Source organism: Streptomyces sp. NPDC107765, assembly GCF_055657085.1.
The window spans coordinates 259,153-279,170 of sequence record NZ_JBVKBL010000001.1; the positions used below are offsets into that span (position 1 = coordinate 259,153).

The window sequence follows — 20,018 nt, forward strand, 5'->3', positions numbered from 1 at the left end:
TGGAGGACGCCATGCAGGAGGACACAGTGAAGCGCATCGGCATCATCGGAGTGGGCGAGATCGGTCGGGCCATCGTCGAGGGCCTGCGGCACGGGCGCGGTGCGTCGCCGGAAATCTTCCTCCCTCCCCGGGGAGCCCGCACGGCCGCCGAGTTGTCCGAGCGCTACGAGGACGTCCGGATATGCGCCGACAACCAGGAGGTGGTGGACCGCTCCGAGCTGGTCATCATCGCCGTACGCCGCCAGGGCCACCACGAGGCGCTCGCCGGACTGAAGGTCGACGACGAGAAGATCGTGGTCAACCTCATGGCCGGCGTTGCCACGGACGACCTGCGGCGGACCCTCGCCACCGGCGCCCCGATCGTCCGCGCCATCCCCCTGCCCGCGGTGCGCGAGCGCCGCTCCGTCACAGTGACCTGCCCCTCGCACCCGGTGGTGGACTCCCTCTTCGAGCAACTGGGCGGCGCACTCCCCGTCCCGGACGAGGCCGCCTTCAACGTCTTCTCCGCACTGACCGGGACGCTCACCGCCCACTACGCCTACCTCGCCACGCTCACCTCGTGGGCCGCCGGCCACGGCATCGTCCCCGACGCCGCCGACCGCTATGTACGCGGTCTGTTCCAGAACGTCGGCCGCTCCCTGGGCGACGAAACCCGGCCTCTACACCAACTCGCCGCCGACCACGAGACACCGAAGGGCAACAACGAGCGCATCCGTACCACCTGGTTCGATCCGGCCAACGCCGCAGCGCTCAAGAAGGCCCTGGATGGCCTCCTCGCCGATCTGCAGTAAGAGCGCCCGGGAGGGGGCGTCACTTCCGGCACTTCGTCATGGGGTGGCCGTGTGGGGCGACGCTTCCGGACGTTGAGGGAGGCGGGGTTCGCGCCACGCGCGGGGGCGTGACCTACGCCGCTGGAAAGAGGTTGAGGTCGTACGTCAGACCTACACGCTCCCGCGTTGCGGTCCGAGACCCGCGCCTCACGAGCGGTTGCGGGACCTGGCTGTCACGGGGGGGGGAGGTGGCCCGTGTCGATACTCGCCGACCACACAAGTCAACAACCCCGCAAGCCACCGGCCACCCAAGTCACCGGCCACACGTCGACGTGCGGGGCACTGACACCAGCTGGCCTGATGACCAACTTGGGCCGCATAGTTGCCACGGCCAGGGTGATCAGCCGTGCGTAACTGACCACGACGGACCATGACCGGACGGCAGTGTCGCACAGCTACCCGAAACGGACCGGTCAGGACAAGAACGTTTCAAATAGCCGCGCCCAGCGCGAGTTTCGGCTGGAATGAGCCGGTGGCATACAAGAAAACGGTACGCGCCGTTCGCGCTGTGCTCGCTGCCGTCGTCGCACTACCAGGAATTCTCTTCTTGGTCGCTATGTACATGTCGCTCGTCGCGACGCTCCTGAGGGGTAGCAAGCTAGCGGCTTGGGTACTGCTGGTCGGTGCCCTGGTCGTCGGTGTCACGATCTTTCTGGTGCTCTGGCTGCGGTACCGGCGCGACCGTCAAATCGGCCTGGCAATCGCACTGTTGGCAGTAGCCGCAATCTGGCTGTGGGGGCAGCACCTGTGGGATGCCGTCTCCTCGACAGTCGTGCCGCAGTACAAGGGGCTGAAGCCTGCAGAGCGTGCACAGGCAGTCGGACAGTACCGGCTCGCCGTCGTTCAGGCCTGCGCTGCTGCCGGCGGCGTGATCGCGTTGCTCTACACCGCACGTAACTACCGGCTCATTCGCCGCGGCCAGGTGACAGATCGGCTCTCCAAGGCCCTGGAGCGCCTGGAGTCCACCGAAGAGTTCGTACGTCTCGGCGGTATTCTCGCCCTTCAGCAGATCATCCACGATGCGCCGACACAGGCAGAGCATGTGACGCACATCGTCCGTACGTTCATCCGCCGTCAGGCACCGAAGGCGAGAGAGAGCACGTCGGAGGGTGTGCCGGCAACAGCGGCTCCAGGCTTGCTTCTGCCCCCGGGGCTCGTGCCCTCGGGCCCAGAAAGGCCAGCGGCCGATGTCCAGGCGGCGCTGACCGCGCTGAATACCAGACACGCCAAGCTGCATTCGTCCCGCATCGATCTCAACGGATATCACCTCGCCGGTGCTTATCTGACGCGCCAGAATCTGCATGGGGCGCAGCTGAGCGGAGCAGTGCTGACCAATGCTGTCCTAGTCCGTGCTGCGCTGGGACGAGCAAACCTGGAAAACTGCGCTCTTCGACGGGTGCTGGCTACGGGTTCCCGATGCAACAAGGCACAGCTGAAGGGCGCTGATCTGCGCGAGGCGGTCTTCATCCTGGCAAATATGGTGGCCTGTGACCTCACCGAGGCAGATCTGCGCGATGCCGACCTGTCCAAGTCAGATCTGCAGCGGGCAACCTTGATTGGTGGAAAGTTGTCGGGTGCGCGCCTGGTGAACACTGACCTGACCAATGCCGATCTGACGGATGCCCGAGCAGAGGAGGAGCCGGTGCGCCTCGATAGAAGCTGCCTCGACCAAGCGCGCCTCAACGGAGCCGTATTGAGGAACGCCAGTCTCATCGGGGCGAAGCTGCGGCACGCCGACCTCACCGACGCAGATCTGACAGGCGCCGATCTGACCAGAGCCGACCTTCGCAGGGCGCGGGGATTGACAGCAGACCAGTTGCTCGCGGCGGGCACGATCGACAAGGCACAACTGGACCCAACGCTCCGCGCAGCATGCCGGCGCAGCGAGCAGGGGACCGGACCTGAGGCTCATGGCCCAGTCGGCCAGGAGGTACAGCCCTGACCTCGGCGTGCGGGCGGGCCAGCCGCCTGAAGGGTTACGGAACCTCGTTGCGATCTCGACGCCGTTTCCGCCAGCCTCACCATGCCGGCCTCAGTCTCTCCTTGGAACCCAGGCATCGTCGAAGGCCACGTCAACAGGATCAAACACGTGACCCAACTCCGTCACCGCACGGATTCCTACGGCATCCGCGTCGTGTCGGTGTGTGGCTCGGGGTTGGCGCGGCGGGCGGCGCGGCGGCCTCCGACCAACAGCAGGATGTTCGCGAGCAGGAAGAGCGGCCAGGGCGTGGTGATGAGGATGACGGCGTCCACGATGCTCCAGATCACCAGTGTCCACGCGAGGAACGGCGGTGGTGTGATGCTGCGGCGGTCCAGCCACAGGACGAGCAGGCCGACCAATACGAGTGGCGGGCCGAAACTCTCCAGAGATAGCCAGAGCGCGCTGTTGGCCGGGCTCATCTCGGAGAAGTCTTCGCCCCACAGCGACCCACTGAGCCACTCCCCGGCGTGGCGTGCTGCTCCCTCCACCGTCAGGGCGAGGAGCGTGTGCGCGGCCCCGAAGAACACCAAGAGCCAGCCGGCGCATTTGATCATCTGAATCCCCCATCTGTTGCGAATGTGGAACCGCGGGACTTCACACGGTTGTGGTGGGGCCGCGGTTCGGGCGCGGGTCAATCCGGACCGGGTCGGCTCGCAGCCCGGGTGCATGCATGGGCGCGCGCAAGTATCGACCCGAAGCCCCAAGCATGAACCCTCTAATTTCGGAACTACTGGTTTCGATACTGTTGGTTTCGTATGATGCCTCCATGCCTGTGCGAAAGCAAGCCCGCAATCAGGGGGGCCGCCCCCGAGACAGTCGCGTCGACGACGCCATCGCCTCCGCCGTTGGAGAGCTGCTGACAGAGGTGGGATATATGCAGCTCACGATGGCTGAGGTGGCCGCGCGAGCGGGCGTGGGCAAGGCGGCGATCTATCGGCGCCACGCCACCAAACAAGAAATGATCTTTGACGTTCTTCTGCCTGATCAGTTCCTGGCCGTGGCACCCGACCGCGGATCGCTCCGCGCCGACCTGGCTGCCGTGCTCGCCGAGATCGCGGACAGCATGGCCATTCCACCGCAGGGGACGATCCCGGGCCTGCTGGCCGATATCCACGCCGACCCCGCACTACGTGACCGGTTCGACCAGAAATACCTCGGAGCCCAGCGCCAGACCCTCAAGGAGATCCTGGACCGCGCGACCGCACGTGGCGAACTCACCACCCGCCCCGACCCAGCAACCCTCAACGCCCTGCTGGTCGGACCCGTGTTCGCCTGGCTGTTCCTGCTGTCCCAATCCCCCGACCAACTCCCCGCCCTGACCTCCGCCCTTCTCGACGCGACACTCACCCTCATCAGCCCCGGACCTCCCGGCGGCCCAGACGATTCCGGCAGGGAAGTCGTGACGTAGGCCAACCCCTCCAAGACGGGCGGTAGGGGCGGTTGACTGGCTGGCTGACTGACTGATCGCGTGCGGTGTCCCCGCCAGGGAGTCTGCAGAGGCGAACGCACGATGCGTTCGGCGATCACAGCGGCGTGCCGAATGCGTGCCCGATGCGTGCCCGGTGCAGTGCCCAATGCGTGTCCCATGCGAGCCCGTTGAGGAGGTCGGCCGCGGTCCACAGCGACCCTCAGAGCCATGTCGGGCCACTGCCTGGTCACGTCACCGGTAGCCGGCGGCTGTGCGACAGTCATCAGCCGATGCCGGTGCCCATCGATGCCAACGACAGGAGCAACGCACCCAGCGTCCCCACAGCACCGTAGCGTCGCAGCTCACCCCGGACATCCAGTCGGCGGACGTACCGCGCGGTGGCGGCGGCGAAAGCCAGACCGCCGACGATGAACCACGGTCCCCACACGCAGAGGTACCAGCGGGTCAGCCCGGCCAGATCGGGCGCGACAGAGCGGATCCCGAGCTCAACCAGCGCTCCGTGGGCAACGAAGAGACAACCGTGCCAGACGAGCAGTACCGCCGCGCCGCCGCCACAGAACACCATGAGACGGCCGATCCGTCTGCCGCGCCGGCGTGTCAGGCCGATACCGATCAGGGCCCCAACGACCTTCAGGAGACCGGTCACCCACAAGACGGCCACGAACCACGCCACCCGATCATCAGCGAGCTTCACCAGGGACGGCGCCACCGTCGTCCGCGCGCCGAAGGTCATTCCCATCGCCCAGGCGAAACTGGGGACCGCGAACAGGAGCCCCCATACCGCAGCAGCGAGCCCCGGCCAGGCGCCCGGCCGAAGGCGGGGTGCCTGGCGCGGGGCCGGACGCGCGGCATCGTCCACGGAAAGCTTGATCGCCATGACTCCATCGTGGCCGGACCGTCGACGACGAGAGGTCATCCGCACGGACGATCAGCTCCGCCGCAGGAGCTAGCTCGCGGCATCCCCGTGACGGACTCAGCCTCGCTACGAACGCCCCCCTCCCCCGCAACTACCTGGCCTTTCGCGGACTCGCCGCCGCCCGCTTCTGCTGCACATCCGGCGACCAGCCCCGGCGATCAGATGTAGCTGAAGGCCCCGGGCGCGGTGATCGTGCCGCCCGTCGTTGTCACAGTGACGTTCGCCGGGCCGGGGATGCCGGCGGGGGAAGTGACGGCGGCGATTCGGGTGTTCGAGATGACTGAAAGGCGGCCGCCGCGCCGCCGATCGTCACCGACTGCGTGGACAGCCACGGTGCTGAAGCGCACCGATGTGGTGGTCACCAGGCCCCGGCCGGTGACGGTCAGAGTGCCACCCCCGCTCAGCGGCCCCGACGTTGGGCTGATCTTCGTCAGCACCGAGTCCGGGAGGTAGGAGAAGCGGCCTACGGTCCAGGTGGTGCGCTGCCCGATGGTGGCGTCGATCCACGTCGGGGTACGCACCGGACGGCGCGGGCAGCACCCGCGCCATCTCATTGCCGTTGTTGACCACAAAGACTTCGAGGTCGTCCGGCGTGACCACCGGCCAGGACTGCGCGTGGAAGCCCGGCACCTAATCGATGATCTGGCTTCTGGTGAGGTCGATGGCGGAGACGCTGTCATCGCCGTCGCGCGCGACGTACGCCAGCAGCCCGTCCTTGCTGATCGCCGGCGACGGTTGACCTACGCTCCATTCAGCGGAGCGCACCACCCGGGACACTCCGGGAGGCGCACTCCCTGCCATGTCCGGATGCCTGAGGTGGGCGGTGAACTGCGACGACGAATTACGCGCTCAACTCGTCTGCGGCTTCCGCACGTTGTCGGTTGTGTTGTCGTCGTGCGCGGCAAACGCGTCGGCGTGTGCGGCAGCGCGGGCGAGGCTGGCTTCGACGCGTCGCAGGGTTTCCAGCGTTTCGGTGACCTGATCGCGGGAGAGGTCGCCGGTCGAGGCGTCTTCCAGCTCGGCCCAGATGCGTTCGACTTCTCGGCGCAGCGCCTGACTGGCAGCAGTCGGTTCGATGAGGGTGGCACGTTTGTCGTCGGGGCAGGGACGACGGCGGACGAAGCCTGCGTTTTCCAGGCGTTTGATGCTGCGGGTCATGGTTGCGGCGTCGGAGTCGATCAGACGCACCAGATCGGTCTGCCGCTGGGGGCCGAGTTCCCACAGATGCATCATGACCAGTTCCTGGCCGAGGTGGAGGCCGACCCGGCGCAGAAGCTGTCCGGCGATCATGCGGTGCAGGCGGGCCACGCGGAAGATCGCGTGACTGACGGGCCCCACGTGCGCGGCGGCGGGCACCGGCACGCTGGAGATGTCCGGCGCCTCCTTGGGCGGCCGGCTCGGTTGGACTTGTTTCTTCGGGTTGGCTGCCCGGCTCATCAGGATCTTCCCCTTCCCGGCCGGCTCTGAAGTTGGCCGGACAGTAATCAGGATAGCCGTCTCTGTACGGAGCTAGTTACTTGCTCGGGTAGGTAGCCGCCTGTCGAGCGCTCCGGCTCCAGCCACCCGGGCGGCTCCCGAGCGTCCGCGTACAGACACACCGGCCAAGCGGATCGGGTTACTTACCGTCCCACCACCCGGCCACTCCGACACCGGGAGGCGACCTCCCACCCCGGCCCCTGAGCTCGTGACGCGCCTCACACCTATCCCTCGGGAATGAACGATGGGCACTTACTTGTTCGGACAGGTGATTTACTTGTTCAGACAGGCACAGTCAGGCCGGGGAAGCACCAGAGCTCCCTGGCCGCGCAGCACCACTCACCCCGAGGAAGAAGTCATGACCACTGCTTTCGACCCGATCGTCCTGGGCGGCAAGCCCTTGTCGAACCGCCTCGTAATGGCGCCGATGACCCGGAGCCGTGCCTACGGGCCCGGTGCCGAGCCGACGGAGCTGATGGCGGCGTACTACGCGCAGCGGGCCAGTGCCGGACTGATCGTCACCGAGGGCATCCAGCCCTCGCCGGTCGGCCAGGGCTACCCCGACACCCCAGGCCTGCACACGCCCGGGCAGGTGCGGGCCTGGCGGACGGTGACCGGTGCCGTGCACCGCGAGGGCGGCGTGATCTTCGCCCAGCTGATGCACACCGGACGGATCGGCCACCCGAGCCTGCTGCCCGACGGTCTGGTGCCCGTAGGACCGTCGGCGGTGGCCGCCAAGGGGCAGGTCTACACCCACGAGGGGCCCAAGGAGTACGTCACGCCGAAGGAGCTGAGCGAGGCGGAGATCCGGCAGACCATCGCCGACTTCGCCGACGCGGCCCGTAACGCCATCGAGGCCGGGTTCGACGGCGTGGAGATCCACGGCGCCAACGGCTACCTGATCCACCAGTTCCTCGCGGACAACTCCAACCACCGCACCGATGCCTGGGGCGGTGACACCGAGAGCCGGATCCGCTTCGCCGTCGAGGTCGTCACGGCCGTGGCCGAGGCGATCGGCAGCGACCGGGTCGGCCTGCGGATCTCGCCCGGGAACCCGTACAACGACATGTCCGAGGACAACCCGGGCGAGGTCTACGGAGCGCTGCTGGAGCGGCTCGCCGGCCTGAACCTGACCTATCTGCACCTGATGGAGGGCCCGGACCGCGACCTGACCCCGCGGCTGCGCAAGGTCTGGCCCGGCACGTTCGTCCTCAACCCGTTCACCCACCCCGACGTCACCGGTCCCGATGCGCTGAAGCTGATCGAGGACGGCAGCGCGGACATGGTGGCCTACGGCGCACTGTTCCTGGCCAACCCCGACCTGCCGCGCCGCCTGCTCGCCGGTGGTCCGTTCAACGCCCCTGACCAGGCCACCTTCTACGGCGGCGACCACCGCGGCTACACCGACTACCCCACCCTCAGCGCCTGAGCGGCGACCCCACCGGCGTCGCCCTACCGGCGTAGCCCCACCCGCGCGACCCCACCCGCGTGACCGCACAGTGCGCAGTAAGTCACAGCGCGTGCGGTCCCCTCTCTCTCCTCCGCCTCTCTTTGGGAGCTTCCCATGTCCAGAGCGATCACTTTCTCCGAGCACGGTCCGCCCGAAGTGCTGCAACTGTCAGAGGTCACCACCCCGGAGCCCGGCCCTGGCCAGGTCCGTATCCGGGTGCGGGCCGCCTCCGTGAACCCCCTCGACATCAAGATCCGATCGGGTCTGATGGCCGGCACCGTCCCCGCCCGTTTCCCCGCGATCCCCGGCCTGGATGCGGCCGGTGTCGTCGATGCCGTCGGCGAGGGAGCCAATGCGGCGGTGGGGGACGAGGTTCTCGGTGCCGCCGTCGGCGGCGGCTACGGCGAGTACGCCCTGCTCGATCGGCCGGTGGCCAAGCCCGAGGCGCTGTCGTGGGAGGTCGCCGCCTCGCTGGTCACGGTCGGCCAGACCGCGTTCCGTGTCCTCGGGCAGCTGGCGGTGCAGGCAGGACAGACCCTCCTCATCCATGGCGCCGGCGGCAGTGTGGGCACCATCGCGGTGCAGTTGGCCGTCGCCCGTGGCATCACCGTGATCGGAACGGCCGGCGAGCACGACATCGAGCGCGTCACCGCGCTGGGGGCCACTGCGGTCCCCTACGGCGACGGCTGGGTGGAGCGGGTGAAGGCCGCGGCTCCCCGGGGAGTCGACTTCGTCTTCGACGCCTCCGGCGCCGGCGTGCTCGCCGGCTCCGTCGCCCTGACCGGCGACAGCGCACACGTCCTCACCATCGCCGACATGTCCGCCGCGCAGCACGACGTCCGCTTCAGCGCCGGAAGCCCCGACCAGGCCGGCGAAGCCCTCCCGGAGCTGGTGCAACTGGCCGCCGCCGGCAAGCTCGCCCTGCCCGTCTGGCGCACCTACCCGCTCGACCAGGCAGCCACCGCCCATGCCGACCTTGAGGCAAGGCGCAACCAGGGCAAGGTCGTTCTCCTTCCCTGACCCGCGATGCTGCCGCTTCGTCCGGGGGGTTGCGGAGCGGGCAAGGCAGCATCGGGCCGCAGCCGGAACCCCCCGGCCGGCTGCGGCCCATCCCCCGCTGCCGCATCACCGAGGACGGAGGATCAAGAGCCGTTGGCTGCCTGGCCCTCCCTTGCGCCGCTGACCGCCGACGCGGACCTCCTCGCCGCGTTCGAGGTCCTCGGCCAGAAATGGAACGGAATCATCCTTCACACCCTGGCCTCACGCCCCGCCCGCTACGGCGAACTGCACAGCGCCATTGGCTCGATCAGCACCAAGATGCTCGCCGACCGGCTGCGCGAACTGGTAGAGGCCGGGCTCGTCACCCACGACCAACTCCCGCCCGGGCCCGCCACTTACACCCTCACCACCGACGGTCGAGCCCTCCTCCCGGCCCTGGAACAGATCCGCTCCTGGGCACAGCGCCGCACCACCTAGCGCCGCCTGCTACTCCGCCAAAAAGACAACCCCCGTGTCCCCCCGCACGCACCGTTGCCTGAAGCCACCTTCGCCCGCACCGTCCTGGGCTCCGGCCCCGGCCTCGTCCTCGCTCATGGCGCCGGCAGGTCCGGCGGACCATGTTCTGTCCGGCCGGCCATGTGACCACTAGGCTGCGACGATGGAACACTTAACCGAGGTGCCCGAGAGTCTCGGCCAGTCCGCGGATGCGGCCCAGGCGAATCACTACGACAGCTTCGCCGAGGCGTACTCGGCGGAGAACGAGAACAACCTCGTGAACGCGTACTACGAGCGGCCCGCGATGTTGGCCCTCGCCGGGGACGTGGCCGGCCGTCGGATCCTGGACGCCGGCTGCGGCTCGGGGCCCCTGACCTCTGCACTGCGCGACCGCGGTGCCCTCGTCACCGGCATCGACGCCAGCGCCGGGATGCTGGCGTTGGCCAGGCAGCGGCTGGGTGACGACGTGGACCTGCAGGTGGTGGACCTGCGCGACCGTCTGCCGTTCGCCGACGGTGCGTTCGACGACGTGGTCGCTTCGCTGGTGCTGCACTATCTGGAGGACTGGGGGCCGACGCTGGCCGAATTGCGGCGAGTGCTCAGGCCCGGCGGCCGGCTGATCGCGTCGCTGGAGCACCCATTCGTGGCCTACACCATCGAGGATCCTCGGCCCGACTATTTCGCGACCACCAGCTATACCTTCGACTGGAATTTCAACGGGCAGTCCGTCCCGATGAAGTTCTGGCGCAGGCCGTTGCACGCGATGACCGATGCCTTCACCACCGCCGGCTTCCGCCTCTCCGTCATCAGCGAGCCGCAACCCGACCCGGCCGCCCGCGAGCTTTTCCCCGACGACTTCCCTGACCTTTCGACCAAAACCTGCTTCCTGTTCTTCGTCGTCGAGGTGCCTCAGTCGGCTGGGGGCTCGGACGACTAGCCAGTCGTGGATCGCCTGCGGAGCCCGAGTCGGATGAGGCGACGACGACGGTGCCGTGGAAGATGTAGGCGCGTTGGCTTGGCACCTGCCTGAGGGCGCAGATCGATATCGAGGACGCCGACGACTGTAGGCTCTCCGCATGCCTCAGTCCGGAGAGCCGCGCATGCCAGTGGGCGGAGAGCACGTGCGCCAGGCCGTCGCCCACTGCGTCGACGCCCTGAAAGGCGTTCCGGCGCCCCAATGGCACGCTCGGGCCGACGGCTTGGAGTGGACGTGCTGGGAGACCCTTGAACACCTCGCGGACGACTTGCTCACGTACGCGCTACGGTTCGGGCTCGCGCAGCCCATTGCCGTACCGCGGGTCCCCCTGCGCATTTCCAGTGATCGACCGGGCGGTCCAGCCAATGTCATCTTCGGGGACCAAGGCGCGGGGCCCGATGGGCTCCTGACCGTCGTGGAGGCCTGCGGCGGACTGCTCGCGATGGCCGTCGACACCACCGACGCAACTACCTTGGCTCCCCACGTCTTCGGGGCCACCGATCCCGAGGGCTTCGCAGCGATGGGCATCGTCGAGACCCTGGTCCACACCCATGACATCGCCCAGGGACTGAACCGTACGTGGGAGCCGCCGCAGGACCTGAGTGAGCAGGTCCTCGCGCGGCTCTTCCCCGACGTCCCCGTCGTCGACACCCCGTGGTCGACCCTTCTTTGGGCCACCGGTCGCATGGAGACGCCTGATCGCCCCCGCCGGGCGAACTGGCGCTGGCACGGCGCGCCGCTCGGCCGGCGCTGACTGATGTGGCTTGAGCGGGGGGGCGGGATATCACCCCGCGAACGTGGTGAACACCTTGCATCGACGGGGCGGGGACGGCCCTGCCTTCGCACGGCGCACTCTGGCCGGTGAGCTCTGGCTGGCGAGCCCTGGCCGGCGAACTCTGGCCGGCGACCGGCGATCCGCAACTGCCCACGCGTTGACGCCCCGCGGGAAGGAGAATTCCCCGGGGCGTCGGGTTCTGTGCGTCGTGCCGGGTGATGATGATGAATCGTCAGGTAGCCTGCCTGGCCGTCGCCTTGGCCACCAGCAGTACCGCCAGCAGGCCGATGCAGATCAGGACGTAACCCGAGGTGGTCAGGGTGCCGAGGGTGCCCAGTACCGCGACGCCGAGCGCCGAGCCGGCCTGCCGGATGCCGTTCAGGGCGCCCTGACTGGTTGCGGCGTACTCCGGCGGTGCCGAGACGGCCATCGCGGCGGCGGCGCCGGGGATCGACAGCGTGCCGGTCGCGGCCAACGTCAGCTCGACGGCGAGGATCAGCGGCAGCGGCGGATGATGGCCGGTGCAGAAGGCAAGCAACACACCGGAGACAACAGAGGCGGACATGCCGGTCAGCAGGATCGGACGCGAGCCGTAGCGGGCGACGAGCCGGCCGGTGAAGAACGGCATGACGCACACCGGGAAGGCGATCGGCAAGGAGGCGAGACCGGCCTTGAATGGAGTCAGGTCATAGGTGTGTTGCAGCCAGACAGCGAACAGATACATGCCGCCGAAGTAGGCGAAGCAGGACACCGCGGCGGCAACCATGGCGGCCCGGACCTTCGGCAGGGCGAGCAACGCCGGCGGCAGCACCGGGGCGGCCACCCGGCGTTCCACGACGGTCACGGCGACGAAGCAGAGCAGCGCGGCGACGATCGGGACCAGGGCGCGCGGTGAGCCCCATCCCTCGATGCCGGCCTCGACCAGACCGAAGGTGAGCAGAGCGAGTCCGGCGGTCGACAGCGCCAGGCCGGGTCGGTCCAGAGCGCGGGTGGCGCGGAGGGGCGGCACGGGCAGTCGACGGGCCAGCAGCAGAGCTGCCAATGCGATGGGAGGGTTGACCAGGAACACCAGTCGCCAGCCGCCGAGTTCGACCAGGGCGCCGCCGAGCACGGGTCCGGCGGCGGCTCCCAGGCCGCTGAGCGCGGTCCAGGCACCGATGGCACGGGTGCGGCGCGCGGGTTCGGGGTTGAGGTGGATCAGCAGTGCCAGGGAGGCGGGCACCAGGCCGGCGCCCGCGGCACCGAGCAGTGCGCGGCCGCCGATGAGGGCGCCGACGTTCGGCGCCAAGGCGCACACCACGGACAGGGCGGCGAAAAAGCCGAGCGCGGTGGCATAGACGCGGCGCGCGCCCCAACGGTCGGCGATGACACCACCGGCCAGCAGCAGTCCGGCGAAGACGACCGTGTAGGCGTCGACGGCCCAGGGCAGGGCGGCGGTGGCCGGGTGCAGCGACTTCTGCACGTCGGGCACCGCGACGTTGAGGATCGAGGTGTCGAGCAGGACGAGCAGATTGCCGGTGGCGATACCGGCGAACGTCAGCTTGGAGTGACTCTTGGGCGGGGTGGGCGCCTGGGCGGACGCGGTCGGTGGGGTCGACGCAGGCGCCTGGGCCGGCGCGGTCAGTGGGGTCGGTGGGGTCGGCGCGGGCGCCTGGGCGGGTGCGGTTGGTGGGGTCAGGCCCGGCTCGGCGAGCCCAGAAGGACAGGAAAGGGGATCGGCGGTAGTCATGGCGGCAGCCTCCCCCGGCGGGCCGCTGGCCTGCGACGTCGTATCTCCGATACCCCCATCGGAAAGTCCGATGGGCGTTATGCTGCTGTCGTGGACTCCCGCTATCTGCGCGCTTTCGTCGCGGTCGCCGACCACGGTGGCATCTCCTCCGCAGCACAGGCGTTGGGATACGCCCAGTCCAGCCTCAGCGCCCAGCTCAAGCGGCTGGAGGCGGACCTCGGGGTGAGCGTTTTGGTGCGCCAGGGCGCGGGGTCGGTGCTCAGCGAGGCCGGCGCCCGGCTGCTGCCGTACGCGCGCGAGGCCCTGGAGCTGGAGGAGCAGATGCGCCGGGTGGCGCGCGGTGGTCGGCCGCGGCTGCGGATCGGGGCGCAGGAATCGCTGGCGCACGTGTGGATGCCGGAGGTGCTGGCCGCGTTGGAGTACAGCGCGGGCAGCACGGAGGACGGCGCGGAGGACGGCGCGGACATGGAGTTGACGGTCGCCAACCGGCGGACGCTGGAGCAGGCGTTCGGCGCGGGCGAGCTGGATGTGGTCTTCCAGTACGACAACGGCATGCGTGCGCTCGGCCCGCATGCGGTGGTGGGACACGACCGGACGGTTGTGGTGGCGAGGCCCAGTCATCCGTTGGCCCGGGAGGAGGAGGTCACGCCGGAACAGCTGCTGGGGTACGACTTCCTGGTAGCCGAGAGGGGCTGCACCTCAGAGATGCTGGTGGACCGCTTCGGGCGGGATCTGCTGGCCGGGGCTCAACTGGCCATGATTCAGGGCTCCTTGTCGGCACTGTTGCGGCTGACCGGGCACGGGCACGGGCTGTCGCTTCTGCCGGAACTGGCAGTTACCCGGGAGCTGCAGGAGGGTGAGCTGGTGACGCTGCGCCTGGCGGAGCGGATCCGCCCGGTCAGCATCGTCGCCCAGTGGCGGCCACGGCTCGGACCGGCCGAACGCACTCTGCGCGTCCTCCTCGACGTGGCCCGCCGCGCGGCCCCCCTGCCCGAGGCCACCGCCACGGCACGTGCGGCGAAGGCTTCATGATCAACGAAGGCATCGTGAACAGGCAACGGCTCCGCGGCGGGGTGGGCCGACGGCGCGCCGCTCTGGTCCCCATGCACATGGTGTGGAGCGGTTGATCTCCCGTCGCAATATTGCCTCGGACAGGCGCTCAGTCGGTCACGTCCCCGGTTTCGCGCTGTGGTCGACGATGAGCGGGAGCCGGAGCGGGAGCAGCGAGCCTGAGATGTCGGAAGCGGCCAGTAGCCTCAGGCACCATGGGAGTTCAGATCGATGTAGTGGTGGATTACCCGATCAACGATGAGGTGGAGAGGGTGCTCGGGCTGGCCGAGGCGGTCGGCGAACCCGTCAGAGTCACGTTCATGTGGGAAGGGCGTCAAGAGGCGGAGCACGCCGTGCTGGTGCCCGCGGCCACGCTGGCGCTCTGGGAGCATTGGGCCCCCGCCGCTTACCCGATGAGTGACAGAGGGGACGAGAACCGAGCTGAAGCGCAAAGGCCGGAACTGGCCCACCCGGCGGAATTCGGTGCGTTCACGCTCTTTCGTCGTCGCGTGGGAGGGCGCACGGCGGTCGCTCGGGGAGGCGTGGTGGTCGCCGAACTCCTGAACCCCGACGAGGCGCACTGGCTCCAAGCGCAGGCTCGCGATGTCCGCCAGGGCTTCATGGCTCCGAAGCAGAAGGCGGCGTTCGAGGAGTTCCTCGCCCGACAGCCACCTCTCGATGACCAGTGACGGGTGACCCCCGCCAACTCCCGCTTCGACTGCCGCGTACGGCCAGGCGCTCGACGACGCCGAGACCTGCTGGGGTCTGCTGGGGCCTCTTGTATGTGCCGTGCAACACCCCTCACGGGATCACCAATCGTGACTGCACCCCAGAAGTGGCGCCAGGACCCCGGAATGGGGCTCCGGTCCACTTCTTGCGAACCCTGCGCGGCCGAACATCGGGCGCTTGAGCCTCTTGATCCGGTCGACATGACCTCCGACGACAGTCATTCGCTGGAATCCGGCCCCGGTCTCCTCCCGCACACGGACGGCGACCGGGTCCGACAACTCCCCATGAGCGAACACGGTACGGGCACCAGGCACGCTGAGTGCGCAATCGGACCTCAGCGCCGGGCGAGCGCCAGCACACTCAGACCGAACATCAAGACACCCAGGGGGAGATGGACCGAAGGAACGTGCGCGATGCCCAGCACGACCTGGACCGAGGCGAGTACGAGGAACCCTGACGCGTGCCAGACAGGCCGGGGCGAGCCACCGCCCGGCTTCCACGCCAGCACCGCCGCGAGCACATACAGCATCGCGGCCCCGTACATCACCCGGGCTCCGACGCTGTGCAGCGTCTCTCCGTAGGACGAGGTCAGCAGCAGTCCGGCGGAGACCGCCTGAACGAAGATGGTCAGGGTCTGCAGGGCGATCGCGATCTGCAGGAACGAGAAGCTGCGCGGTGCGTGCGCCGTCGCCGTCACCTGAGTGGCCATGTCACAGTCCCCTTTTCCGCCCTCGGGCAGTGGATCGATAAGGTCTCACCAGCCCGACGACGCGGGCCGGCAAAAGGTAAGGCGAGGGGGCGGCCGAAAGCATGGGGACTGTCGGGACCGGCGCCGATGAGATCGCCGGCGAGCGACGCCAACTGATCAATGTGGCGTACCGGTTGCTCGGTTCGGTGACCGAGGCAGAGGACGCCGTACAGGATGCTTACGCACGCTGGTACGGGCTGCCGCGAAGCCGGCAGGAGGAGATCCTGTCCCCCGGTGCCTGGCTGACGACGGTGACCAGCCGCATCTGCCTGGACCTGCTCGGTTCGGCGCGGGCCCGCCGTGAACGCTATGTCGGCGCCTGGCTGCCCGAGCCGCTGCCCGACCGCAACGAGTGGGACCCCGCGGGCGGTGCCCACCCTGCCGGTCCCGCGGACCCCGCCGACCAGATCGTTCTGGACGAGTCGGTGGCCATGGCCTTCCTGGTCGTCCTGGAGTCCATGACCCCCGCCGAGCGGGTGGCGTTCGTCCTGCACGAGGTCTTCCGGTACCCGTTCGCCGAGATCGCCGACGTTCTCAGCCGCACCCCCGCGGCCTGCAAGCAGCTGGCGTCCTCCGCCCGGCGGCGGGTGAGCATCCCGCCCGCTCCGGCAACCGCGACCGGCCAGGCCGATGTGGTGAGGCACGTCAAAGAGGCATGGGAGAGCAAGGACATCGCAGCTCTCGTCGGTCTCCTCAACCCGGCTGCCGTGATGACCGCCGACGGCGGCGGCATGGTCGGCACCGTCCTGCGCCCGGTCGAGGGCGGCGCGCGCATCGCCCAGTACATGGTCGCGATTGCCGACAAGGCTCCGGGGCTCGAACTCCTGGAGCGATCGGTCAACGGTGTCCCGGGCTTGGTGGCCCAGCGCGCCGGCGTCGTCGTGACCGTGGCCTCCTTCGACGTCTCCGACGGGCGCGTCACGCGGATCTGGGTGGTCCGCAATCCGGAGAAGCTACGGCCGTGGGCGCGGGAAGGCTAACTGGAGCCTGTCCGGCGGACTCCACGCACCGGCCACCGGGGAAGGAACCGGAGACAGTCGAAAGGCGGACTGACTGGTAGGCAAGGCCACGGCAAGGCACTGGCAAGGCCCTGACAGGCCCCGATGTCGCGTGGGGTGCCGAGCAACGGGTCCCGGACGTAACCGCAGCCGCAGCCGCAGCCCTTATCGGCTACCGCTACCACCGACTCACCGACTCACCGACTGAAACGGTCCTCGTTTCAGGTGAGCCGCTTTTCGAACCAGTGATGGGCGTAGGGCTCGTCGTTGAAGGCGGGGACCTCGGCGTACCCGCTGTTGCGGTAGAGACGGGTGGCTGCTTCCAGGGCTTTGTTGGTGTCGAGCCGCACCAGATCACTTCCGTGCCGGGCGGCGCGTTCCTCAAGTTCGGAGAGGAGGCGCCGGGCCAGGCCGAGCCCTCGGGTGCGGGGGCAGACCCACAGCCGTTTGATCTCGGCGGGGGCTCCGGTCGGCAGCTTGAGCCCGGCGCAGCCCACCGGTTGGCCGTGCAGCCGGGCGACGAGGAACAGGCCGCGTGGTGCGCGCAGTTCGCCCGGGTCGGGCAGCAGGGTGTTTGCGGGGTCGAAGCCGCCGTCGAAGAGTTCCTGCAGTTCGGCGGCGTAGGACCGCAGGCAGTGCACGGCGTCCGGGTGGTCCGGGTCGAGCACTTCCAAGGAGACCACCGAGGCGGTCAGCAGTCGCTCGACCTCTGCCATGGCCGAGGTCAGCCGGTCCCGCTGCTTGGCATCGAGTGGGTCAAGGAGTGATGCGGCGAGTGCGTCGCTGCGGTCGTCGAGAAGAGCGCGCTCCTCCCGCCCGGCCTTGGTCAGCCGAACGGTGCGTACTCGCCGGTCGCGGGGGTGGGGCTCGACGGCGACGAGGCCGTCGTGCTCCAGCGCCCGTAGCAGCCGGCTCACGTAGCCGGAGTCGAGGCCGAGCCGGGCCCGTACGCTGCGGACGTCGTGCGTGCCCTCGTCGTCGATCTCCCAGAGCAGCCGGGCCTGCCCATAGGGGCGCGCACCGCCCAGATAGTGATCGTGCAGCACTCCCACACGCTCGGCGACCGTTCGGTTGAAGCGCCGTACCTGTCCTACCTGCTCTGCCTGATCATGATCCTGATCCGTCGACATTCTCTGACCTTAGTCAGGTAATGATGGATGAGTCAAAGCGGTTGGTGCGAAGTGGCCCCGTGCCGCACATTCGCCGTGCGCCAAGCGCCTCAACCTGACTCACCTGAACCGTTGGACGAGCGCACACGCCATAGGAAAGGACGCCTGGCCCTGGCCCTGGTCCTGGTCCTGGTCCTGGCTGATCACTGATCAGTGGTTTCACGGCACTGGCACAGCCGCCGCAATCCGGCTGTGCTCCCGCCGATCGACCGCCCATGGTCCGCCAGGTGAAGTCACCTGATCCGGCGGCCAGTTCAGCAGGCCGTTGGCGCACGCAGCCGGTCGGGGCCAACGAGGATGGCTCGCTCTCTGCGCGCTGAGGAAATCCACGGCCTCTCCGTGGGCCACTTCTGTAGTGTCGCGTCATGACAGCGCCTCTGTACCCCGCGAAGCCCGGACCAGGTGACACGGTCGCCGTGGTCTCACCGTCCAGCGGACTTGCCGGCATCCTGCCGCTGCCCTTCGAATTGGGCTTGCGGCGGCTGCGTGAGGACTTCGGCCTGAAAGTAGTGGAATACCCGACCACCCGGAAGATGAACAGCACCCCACAGGAGCGCGCGGCCGATGTGCACGCGGCGTTCGCCGACCCAGAGGTCAAGGCGGTCATCACGAGCATCGGCGGGGACGATCAGATCACGCTCCTGCCGCATCTCGACCGCGACCTGCTGTGCGCCAACCCCAAGCCGTTCTTCGGATACAGCGACAACACGAACCTGCTGGTCTACCTCGCCAACTGTGGCATCGTCGCCTACCACGGCGGCACCGTCATGGTCGAGCTCGGGCGTCCCGGAGCGATGCACCCGCTGACCGAGGCGTCGCTGCGCGCCGCACTGTTCACCTCCGGACCGTTCGAGCTCACGGAGCCGAAGGAGACGCGGGCCGAGGACAAGCTGTGGCAGGACCCGGCCACGTTCGAGGTCGAACCCTCCATGGAGCCGGCGGACGCCTGGAGGTGGCACAACGCTGACCGGGTCGTCGAGGGCCGTGCGTGGGGAGGGGAACTGGAGATCCTGTCGTGGCTGATGATGGCCGACCGGGAGATCCTTCCGGCGGATCAGTACGCCGGGCGCGTGCTGTTCGTGGAGACCTCGGAGGAGATGCCGCGGGACGAGACGGTCTACCGGATCCTGCGCAACATGGGCGAACGCGGGCTGCTACGGCAGTTTTCCGCGCTGCTGGTGGGGCGCGCCAAGGCCTGGTCGTTCCAGAATCCCAACGATGCGGATCACCGCGCCGCGTACCGGAGCGCCCAGCGCAAGGCGGTGCTGCGGGCGCTGTCCGAGTACGCCCCGGACATGCTGGCGGTCTTCGATGTCGATCTCGGCCACACCGACCCGCAGGTGGTGATTCCCGTTGGCGGCACGGTCAGGGTAGACGGGCCAGAACGTCGGATCACCGTCATGTACTGAGGCACCCACACCGCTCGCCCTGCCGAGACCTGTCCCAGTGCCGGGCGGCCTCGTCCTGCCTCGCACGCGCGGCCGGCTGAGCGCCCCTGCCCGGCCCACCTTGCCCAACAGGCCAACAGGCCGCCAGGCCCACCACCATGTCCGAGCCCGCGCAGGTCCGAACATGCAGAACCCGGCCCTTTTCCACCCAAGCGAACTTCGTTCCTGGAGACGACATGAGCAGCGCCCTTCTCGTGATGGACGTCCAACAGGCGATCGTGGACCTCGTCGACGACGGCTCCGGATACCTGCCACGCCTGCGCAGGGCGATCGATGGAGCCCGGGCGGCGAACATTCCCGTGATCTACGTGGTCATCGCGCTCCGTCCCGGCTTTCCGGAAGTCGGCACGCGCAACAGGCCGCTGGCTGCCATCGCACGTGCTGGGCTCTTCGTCGAGGGCGCCCCAGGCACCGAGATCCACCCGGAGGTCGCGCCCCAACCAGGGGACGTGGTGGTCACCAAGAGGCGGGCGAGCGCGTTCTCGGGCAGCGATCTCGATGTGGTGCTGAGGGCACGCGGTATCGACCGTCTCGTGCTCACCGGCATCGCCACCAGCGCTGTGGTGCTGTCCACCCTGTGCCAGGCGAACGACCTGGACTTCGGCCTCAGCGTTCTCTCCGACGCCTGTCTGGACACCGACCCGGAGGTCCACCGGGTCCTCATCGAGCGACTGTTCCCGCAGTGGGCGGACGTCGTCACCGTCGATGAATGGGTCAAGACGATCGCCCTTCAACAGCGGTAGTGGCAGACCAGCCGAGGTGCCCGGGTGAGCCGCACGCCCCAGCCCAAGGCACCGGCGCAGCTCTGCTGGTACCCCGC

Annotated in this window: 21 protein-coding genes; 13 read left to right on the plus strand and 8 right to left on the minus strand. The window is 68.6% G+C overall.

The window, feature by feature from the left end; genetic code table 11:
- Positions 1–11 precede the first annotated feature (11 nt).
- Together ACZ7MX_RS01250 and ACZ7MX_RS01255 are read left to right on the plus strand one after the other, a co-directional pair.
- The gene (locus ACZ7MX_RS01250; protein WP_472129247.1) at positions 12–791 is read left to right on the plus strand and encodes an NAD(P)-binding domain-containing protein; all 780 of its coding nucleotides are present in this window, start codon (positions 12–14) and stop codon (positions 789–791) included.
- 511 nt (positions 792–1,302) lie between these two features.
- Entirely contained in the window at positions 1,303–2,772 is a 1,470-nt protein-coding gene (locus tag ACZ7MX_RS01255; RefSeq protein WP_472128124.1) for a pentapeptide repeat-containing protein, read from the plus strand.
- Between the two features lie 176 nt (positions 2,773–2,948).
- Here ACZ7MX_RS01255 and ACZ7MX_RS01260 read toward each other — a convergent pair whose 3' ends face one another.
- Entirely contained in the window at positions 2,949–3,365 is a 417-nt protein-coding gene (locus tag ACZ7MX_RS01260) for a DUF6463 family protein (RefSeq protein WP_472128126.1), read from the minus strand.
- 212 nt (positions 3,366–3,577) lie between these two features.
- On the opposite strand from ACZ7MX_RS01260, the gene ACZ7MX_RS01265 reads away from it, so the two are divergent.
- Entirely contained in the window at positions 3,578–4,219 is a 642-nt protein-coding gene (locus ACZ7MX_RS01265) for a TetR/AcrR family transcriptional regulator (protein WP_472128128.1), read from the plus strand.
- Positions 4,220–4,502: 283 nt separating this feature from the next.
- On the opposite strand, the gene ACZ7MX_RS01270 is transcribed toward ACZ7MX_RS01265, so the two are convergent.
- From ACZ7MX_RS01270 to ACZ7MX_RS01285, 4 genes are all read right to left on the minus strand, one after another.
- On the minus strand, positions 4,503–5,117 hold the full coding sequence (locus tag ACZ7MX_RS01270) for a DUF3995 domain-containing protein (protein WP_472128130.1): 615 nt from the start codon (positions 5,115–5,117) through the stop codon (positions 4,503–4,505).
- Positions 5,118–5,314: 197 nt separating this feature from the next.
- On the minus strand, positions 5,315–5,593 hold the full coding sequence (locus ACZ7MX_RS01275; RefSeq protein ID WP_472128132.1) for an IPT/TIG domain-containing protein: 279 nt from the start codon (positions 5,591–5,593) through the stop codon (positions 5,315–5,317).
- A 193-nt stretch (positions 5,594–5,786) separates the two neighbouring features.
- Positions 5,787–5,924 carry a hypothetical protein gene (locus tag ACZ7MX_RS01280; protein WP_472128134.1) on the minus strand — a complete coding sequence of 46 codons (138 nt, stop codon included), beginning with the start codon at positions 5,922–5,924 and terminating at the stop codon, positions 5,787–5,789.
- 81 nt (positions 5,925–6,005) lie between these two features.
- Positions 6,006–6,593 carry a MarR family winged helix-turn-helix transcriptional regulator gene (locus ACZ7MX_RS01285; protein WP_472128136.1) on the minus strand — a complete coding sequence of 196 codons (588 nt, stop codon included), beginning with the start codon at positions 6,591–6,593 and terminating at the stop codon, positions 6,006–6,008.
- Positions 6,594–6,990: 397 nt separating this feature from the next.
- On the opposite strand from ACZ7MX_RS01285, the gene ACZ7MX_RS01290 reads away from it, so the two are divergent.
- From ACZ7MX_RS01290 to ACZ7MX_RS01310, 5 genes are all read left to right on the plus strand, one after another.
- Complete coding sequence (locus ACZ7MX_RS01290) at positions 6,991–8,061, plus strand: alkene reductase (protein WP_472128138.1); 1,071 nt, start codon at positions 6,991–6,993, stop codon at positions 8,059–8,061.
- A gap of 135 nt (positions 8,062–8,196) precedes the next feature.
- Positions 8,197–9,102 (plus strand): NADP-dependent oxidoreductase, encoded by a 906-nt coding sequence (locus tag ACZ7MX_RS01295; protein ID WP_472128140.1) that lies wholly within the window; start codon positions 8,197–8,199, stop codon positions 9,100–9,102.
- A 132-nt stretch (positions 9,103–9,234) separates the two neighbouring features.
- Positions 9,235–9,558, plus strand: coding sequence for a winged helix-turn-helix transcriptional regulator (locus ACZ7MX_RS01300; RefSeq protein ID WP_472128142.1), 324 nt, complete (start codon positions 9,235–9,237; stop codon positions 9,556–9,558).
- Between the two features lie 181 nt (positions 9,559–9,739).
- Complete coding sequence (locus tag ACZ7MX_RS01305) at positions 9,740–10,513, plus strand: class I SAM-dependent methyltransferase (protein WP_472128144.1); 774 nt, start codon at positions 9,740–9,742, stop codon at positions 10,511–10,513.
- A 184-nt stretch (positions 10,514–10,697) separates the two neighbouring features.
- The gene (locus ACZ7MX_RS01310) at positions 10,698–11,306 is read left to right on the plus strand and encodes a DinB family protein (RefSeq protein ID WP_472128146.1); all 609 of its coding nucleotides are present in this window, start codon (positions 10,698–10,700) and stop codon (positions 11,304–11,306) included.
- 253 nt (positions 11,307–11,559) lie between these two features.
- Here the strand turns inward: ACZ7MX_RS01310 and ACZ7MX_RS01315 are convergent, their stop codons facing one another.
- Positions 11,560–13,056: an MFS transporter gene (locus ACZ7MX_RS01315; protein ID WP_472128148.1), complete on the minus strand. Its 1,497-nt coding sequence runs from the start codon at positions 13,054–13,056 to the stop codon at positions 11,560–11,562.
- 90 nt (positions 13,057–13,146) lie between these two features.
- Between ACZ7MX_RS01315 and ACZ7MX_RS01320 the strand changes: the two genes are divergently transcribed.
- Positions 13,147–14,088 carry a LysR family transcriptional regulator gene (locus ACZ7MX_RS01320; RefSeq protein ID WP_472128150.1) on the plus strand — a complete coding sequence of 314 codons (942 nt, stop codon included), beginning with the start codon at positions 13,147–13,149 and terminating at the stop codon, positions 14,086–14,088.
- A gap of 233 nt (positions 14,089–14,321) precedes the next feature.
- Entirely contained in the window at positions 14,322–14,795 is a 474-nt protein-coding gene (locus ACZ7MX_RS01325) for a hypothetical protein (protein WP_472128151.1), read from the plus strand.
- Positions 14,796–15,169: 374 nt separating this feature from the next.
- Here the strand turns inward: ACZ7MX_RS01325 and ACZ7MX_RS01330 are convergent, their stop codons facing one another.
- Positions 15,170–15,544: a hypothetical protein gene (locus ACZ7MX_RS01330; protein WP_472128153.1), complete on the minus strand. Its 375-nt coding sequence runs from the start codon at positions 15,542–15,544 to the stop codon at positions 15,170–15,172.
- Positions 15,545–15,645: 101 nt separating this feature from the next.
- On the opposite strand from ACZ7MX_RS01330, the gene sigJ reads away from it, so the two are divergent.
- On the plus strand, positions 15,646–16,563 hold the full coding sequence (gene sigJ, locus ACZ7MX_RS01335) for an RNA polymerase sigma factor SigJ (RefSeq protein WP_472128155.1): 918 nt from the start codon (positions 15,646–15,648) through the stop codon (positions 16,561–16,563).
- Positions 16,564–16,802: 239 nt separating this feature from the next.
- Here the strand turns inward: sigJ and ACZ7MX_RS01340 are convergent, their stop codons facing one another.
- The gene (locus ACZ7MX_RS01340) at positions 16,803–17,711 is read right to left on the minus strand and encodes a bifunctional helix-turn-helix transcriptional regulator/GNAT family N-acetyltransferase (RefSeq protein ID WP_472128157.1); all 909 of its coding nucleotides are present in this window, start codon (positions 17,709–17,711) and stop codon (positions 16,803–16,805) included.
- 404 nt (positions 17,712–18,115) lie between these two features.
- Here ACZ7MX_RS01340 and ACZ7MX_RS01345 point away from each other — a divergent pair, with 404 nt between their 5' ends.
- Together ACZ7MX_RS01345 and ACZ7MX_RS01350 are read left to right on the plus strand one after the other, a co-directional pair.
- A complete protein-coding gene (locus tag ACZ7MX_RS01345) occupies positions 18,116–19,159 on the plus strand; it encodes a S66 family peptidase (protein ID WP_472128159.1) in 1,044 nt (347 codons plus the stop codon).
- 215 nt (positions 19,160–19,374) lie between these two features.
- The gene (locus ACZ7MX_RS01350; protein ID WP_472128161.1) at positions 19,375–19,941 is read left to right on the plus strand and encodes a cysteine hydrolase family protein; all 567 of its coding nucleotides are present in this window, start codon (positions 19,375–19,377) and stop codon (positions 19,939–19,941) included.
- The last annotated feature ends 77 nt before the right edge of the window (positions 19,942–20,018 follow it).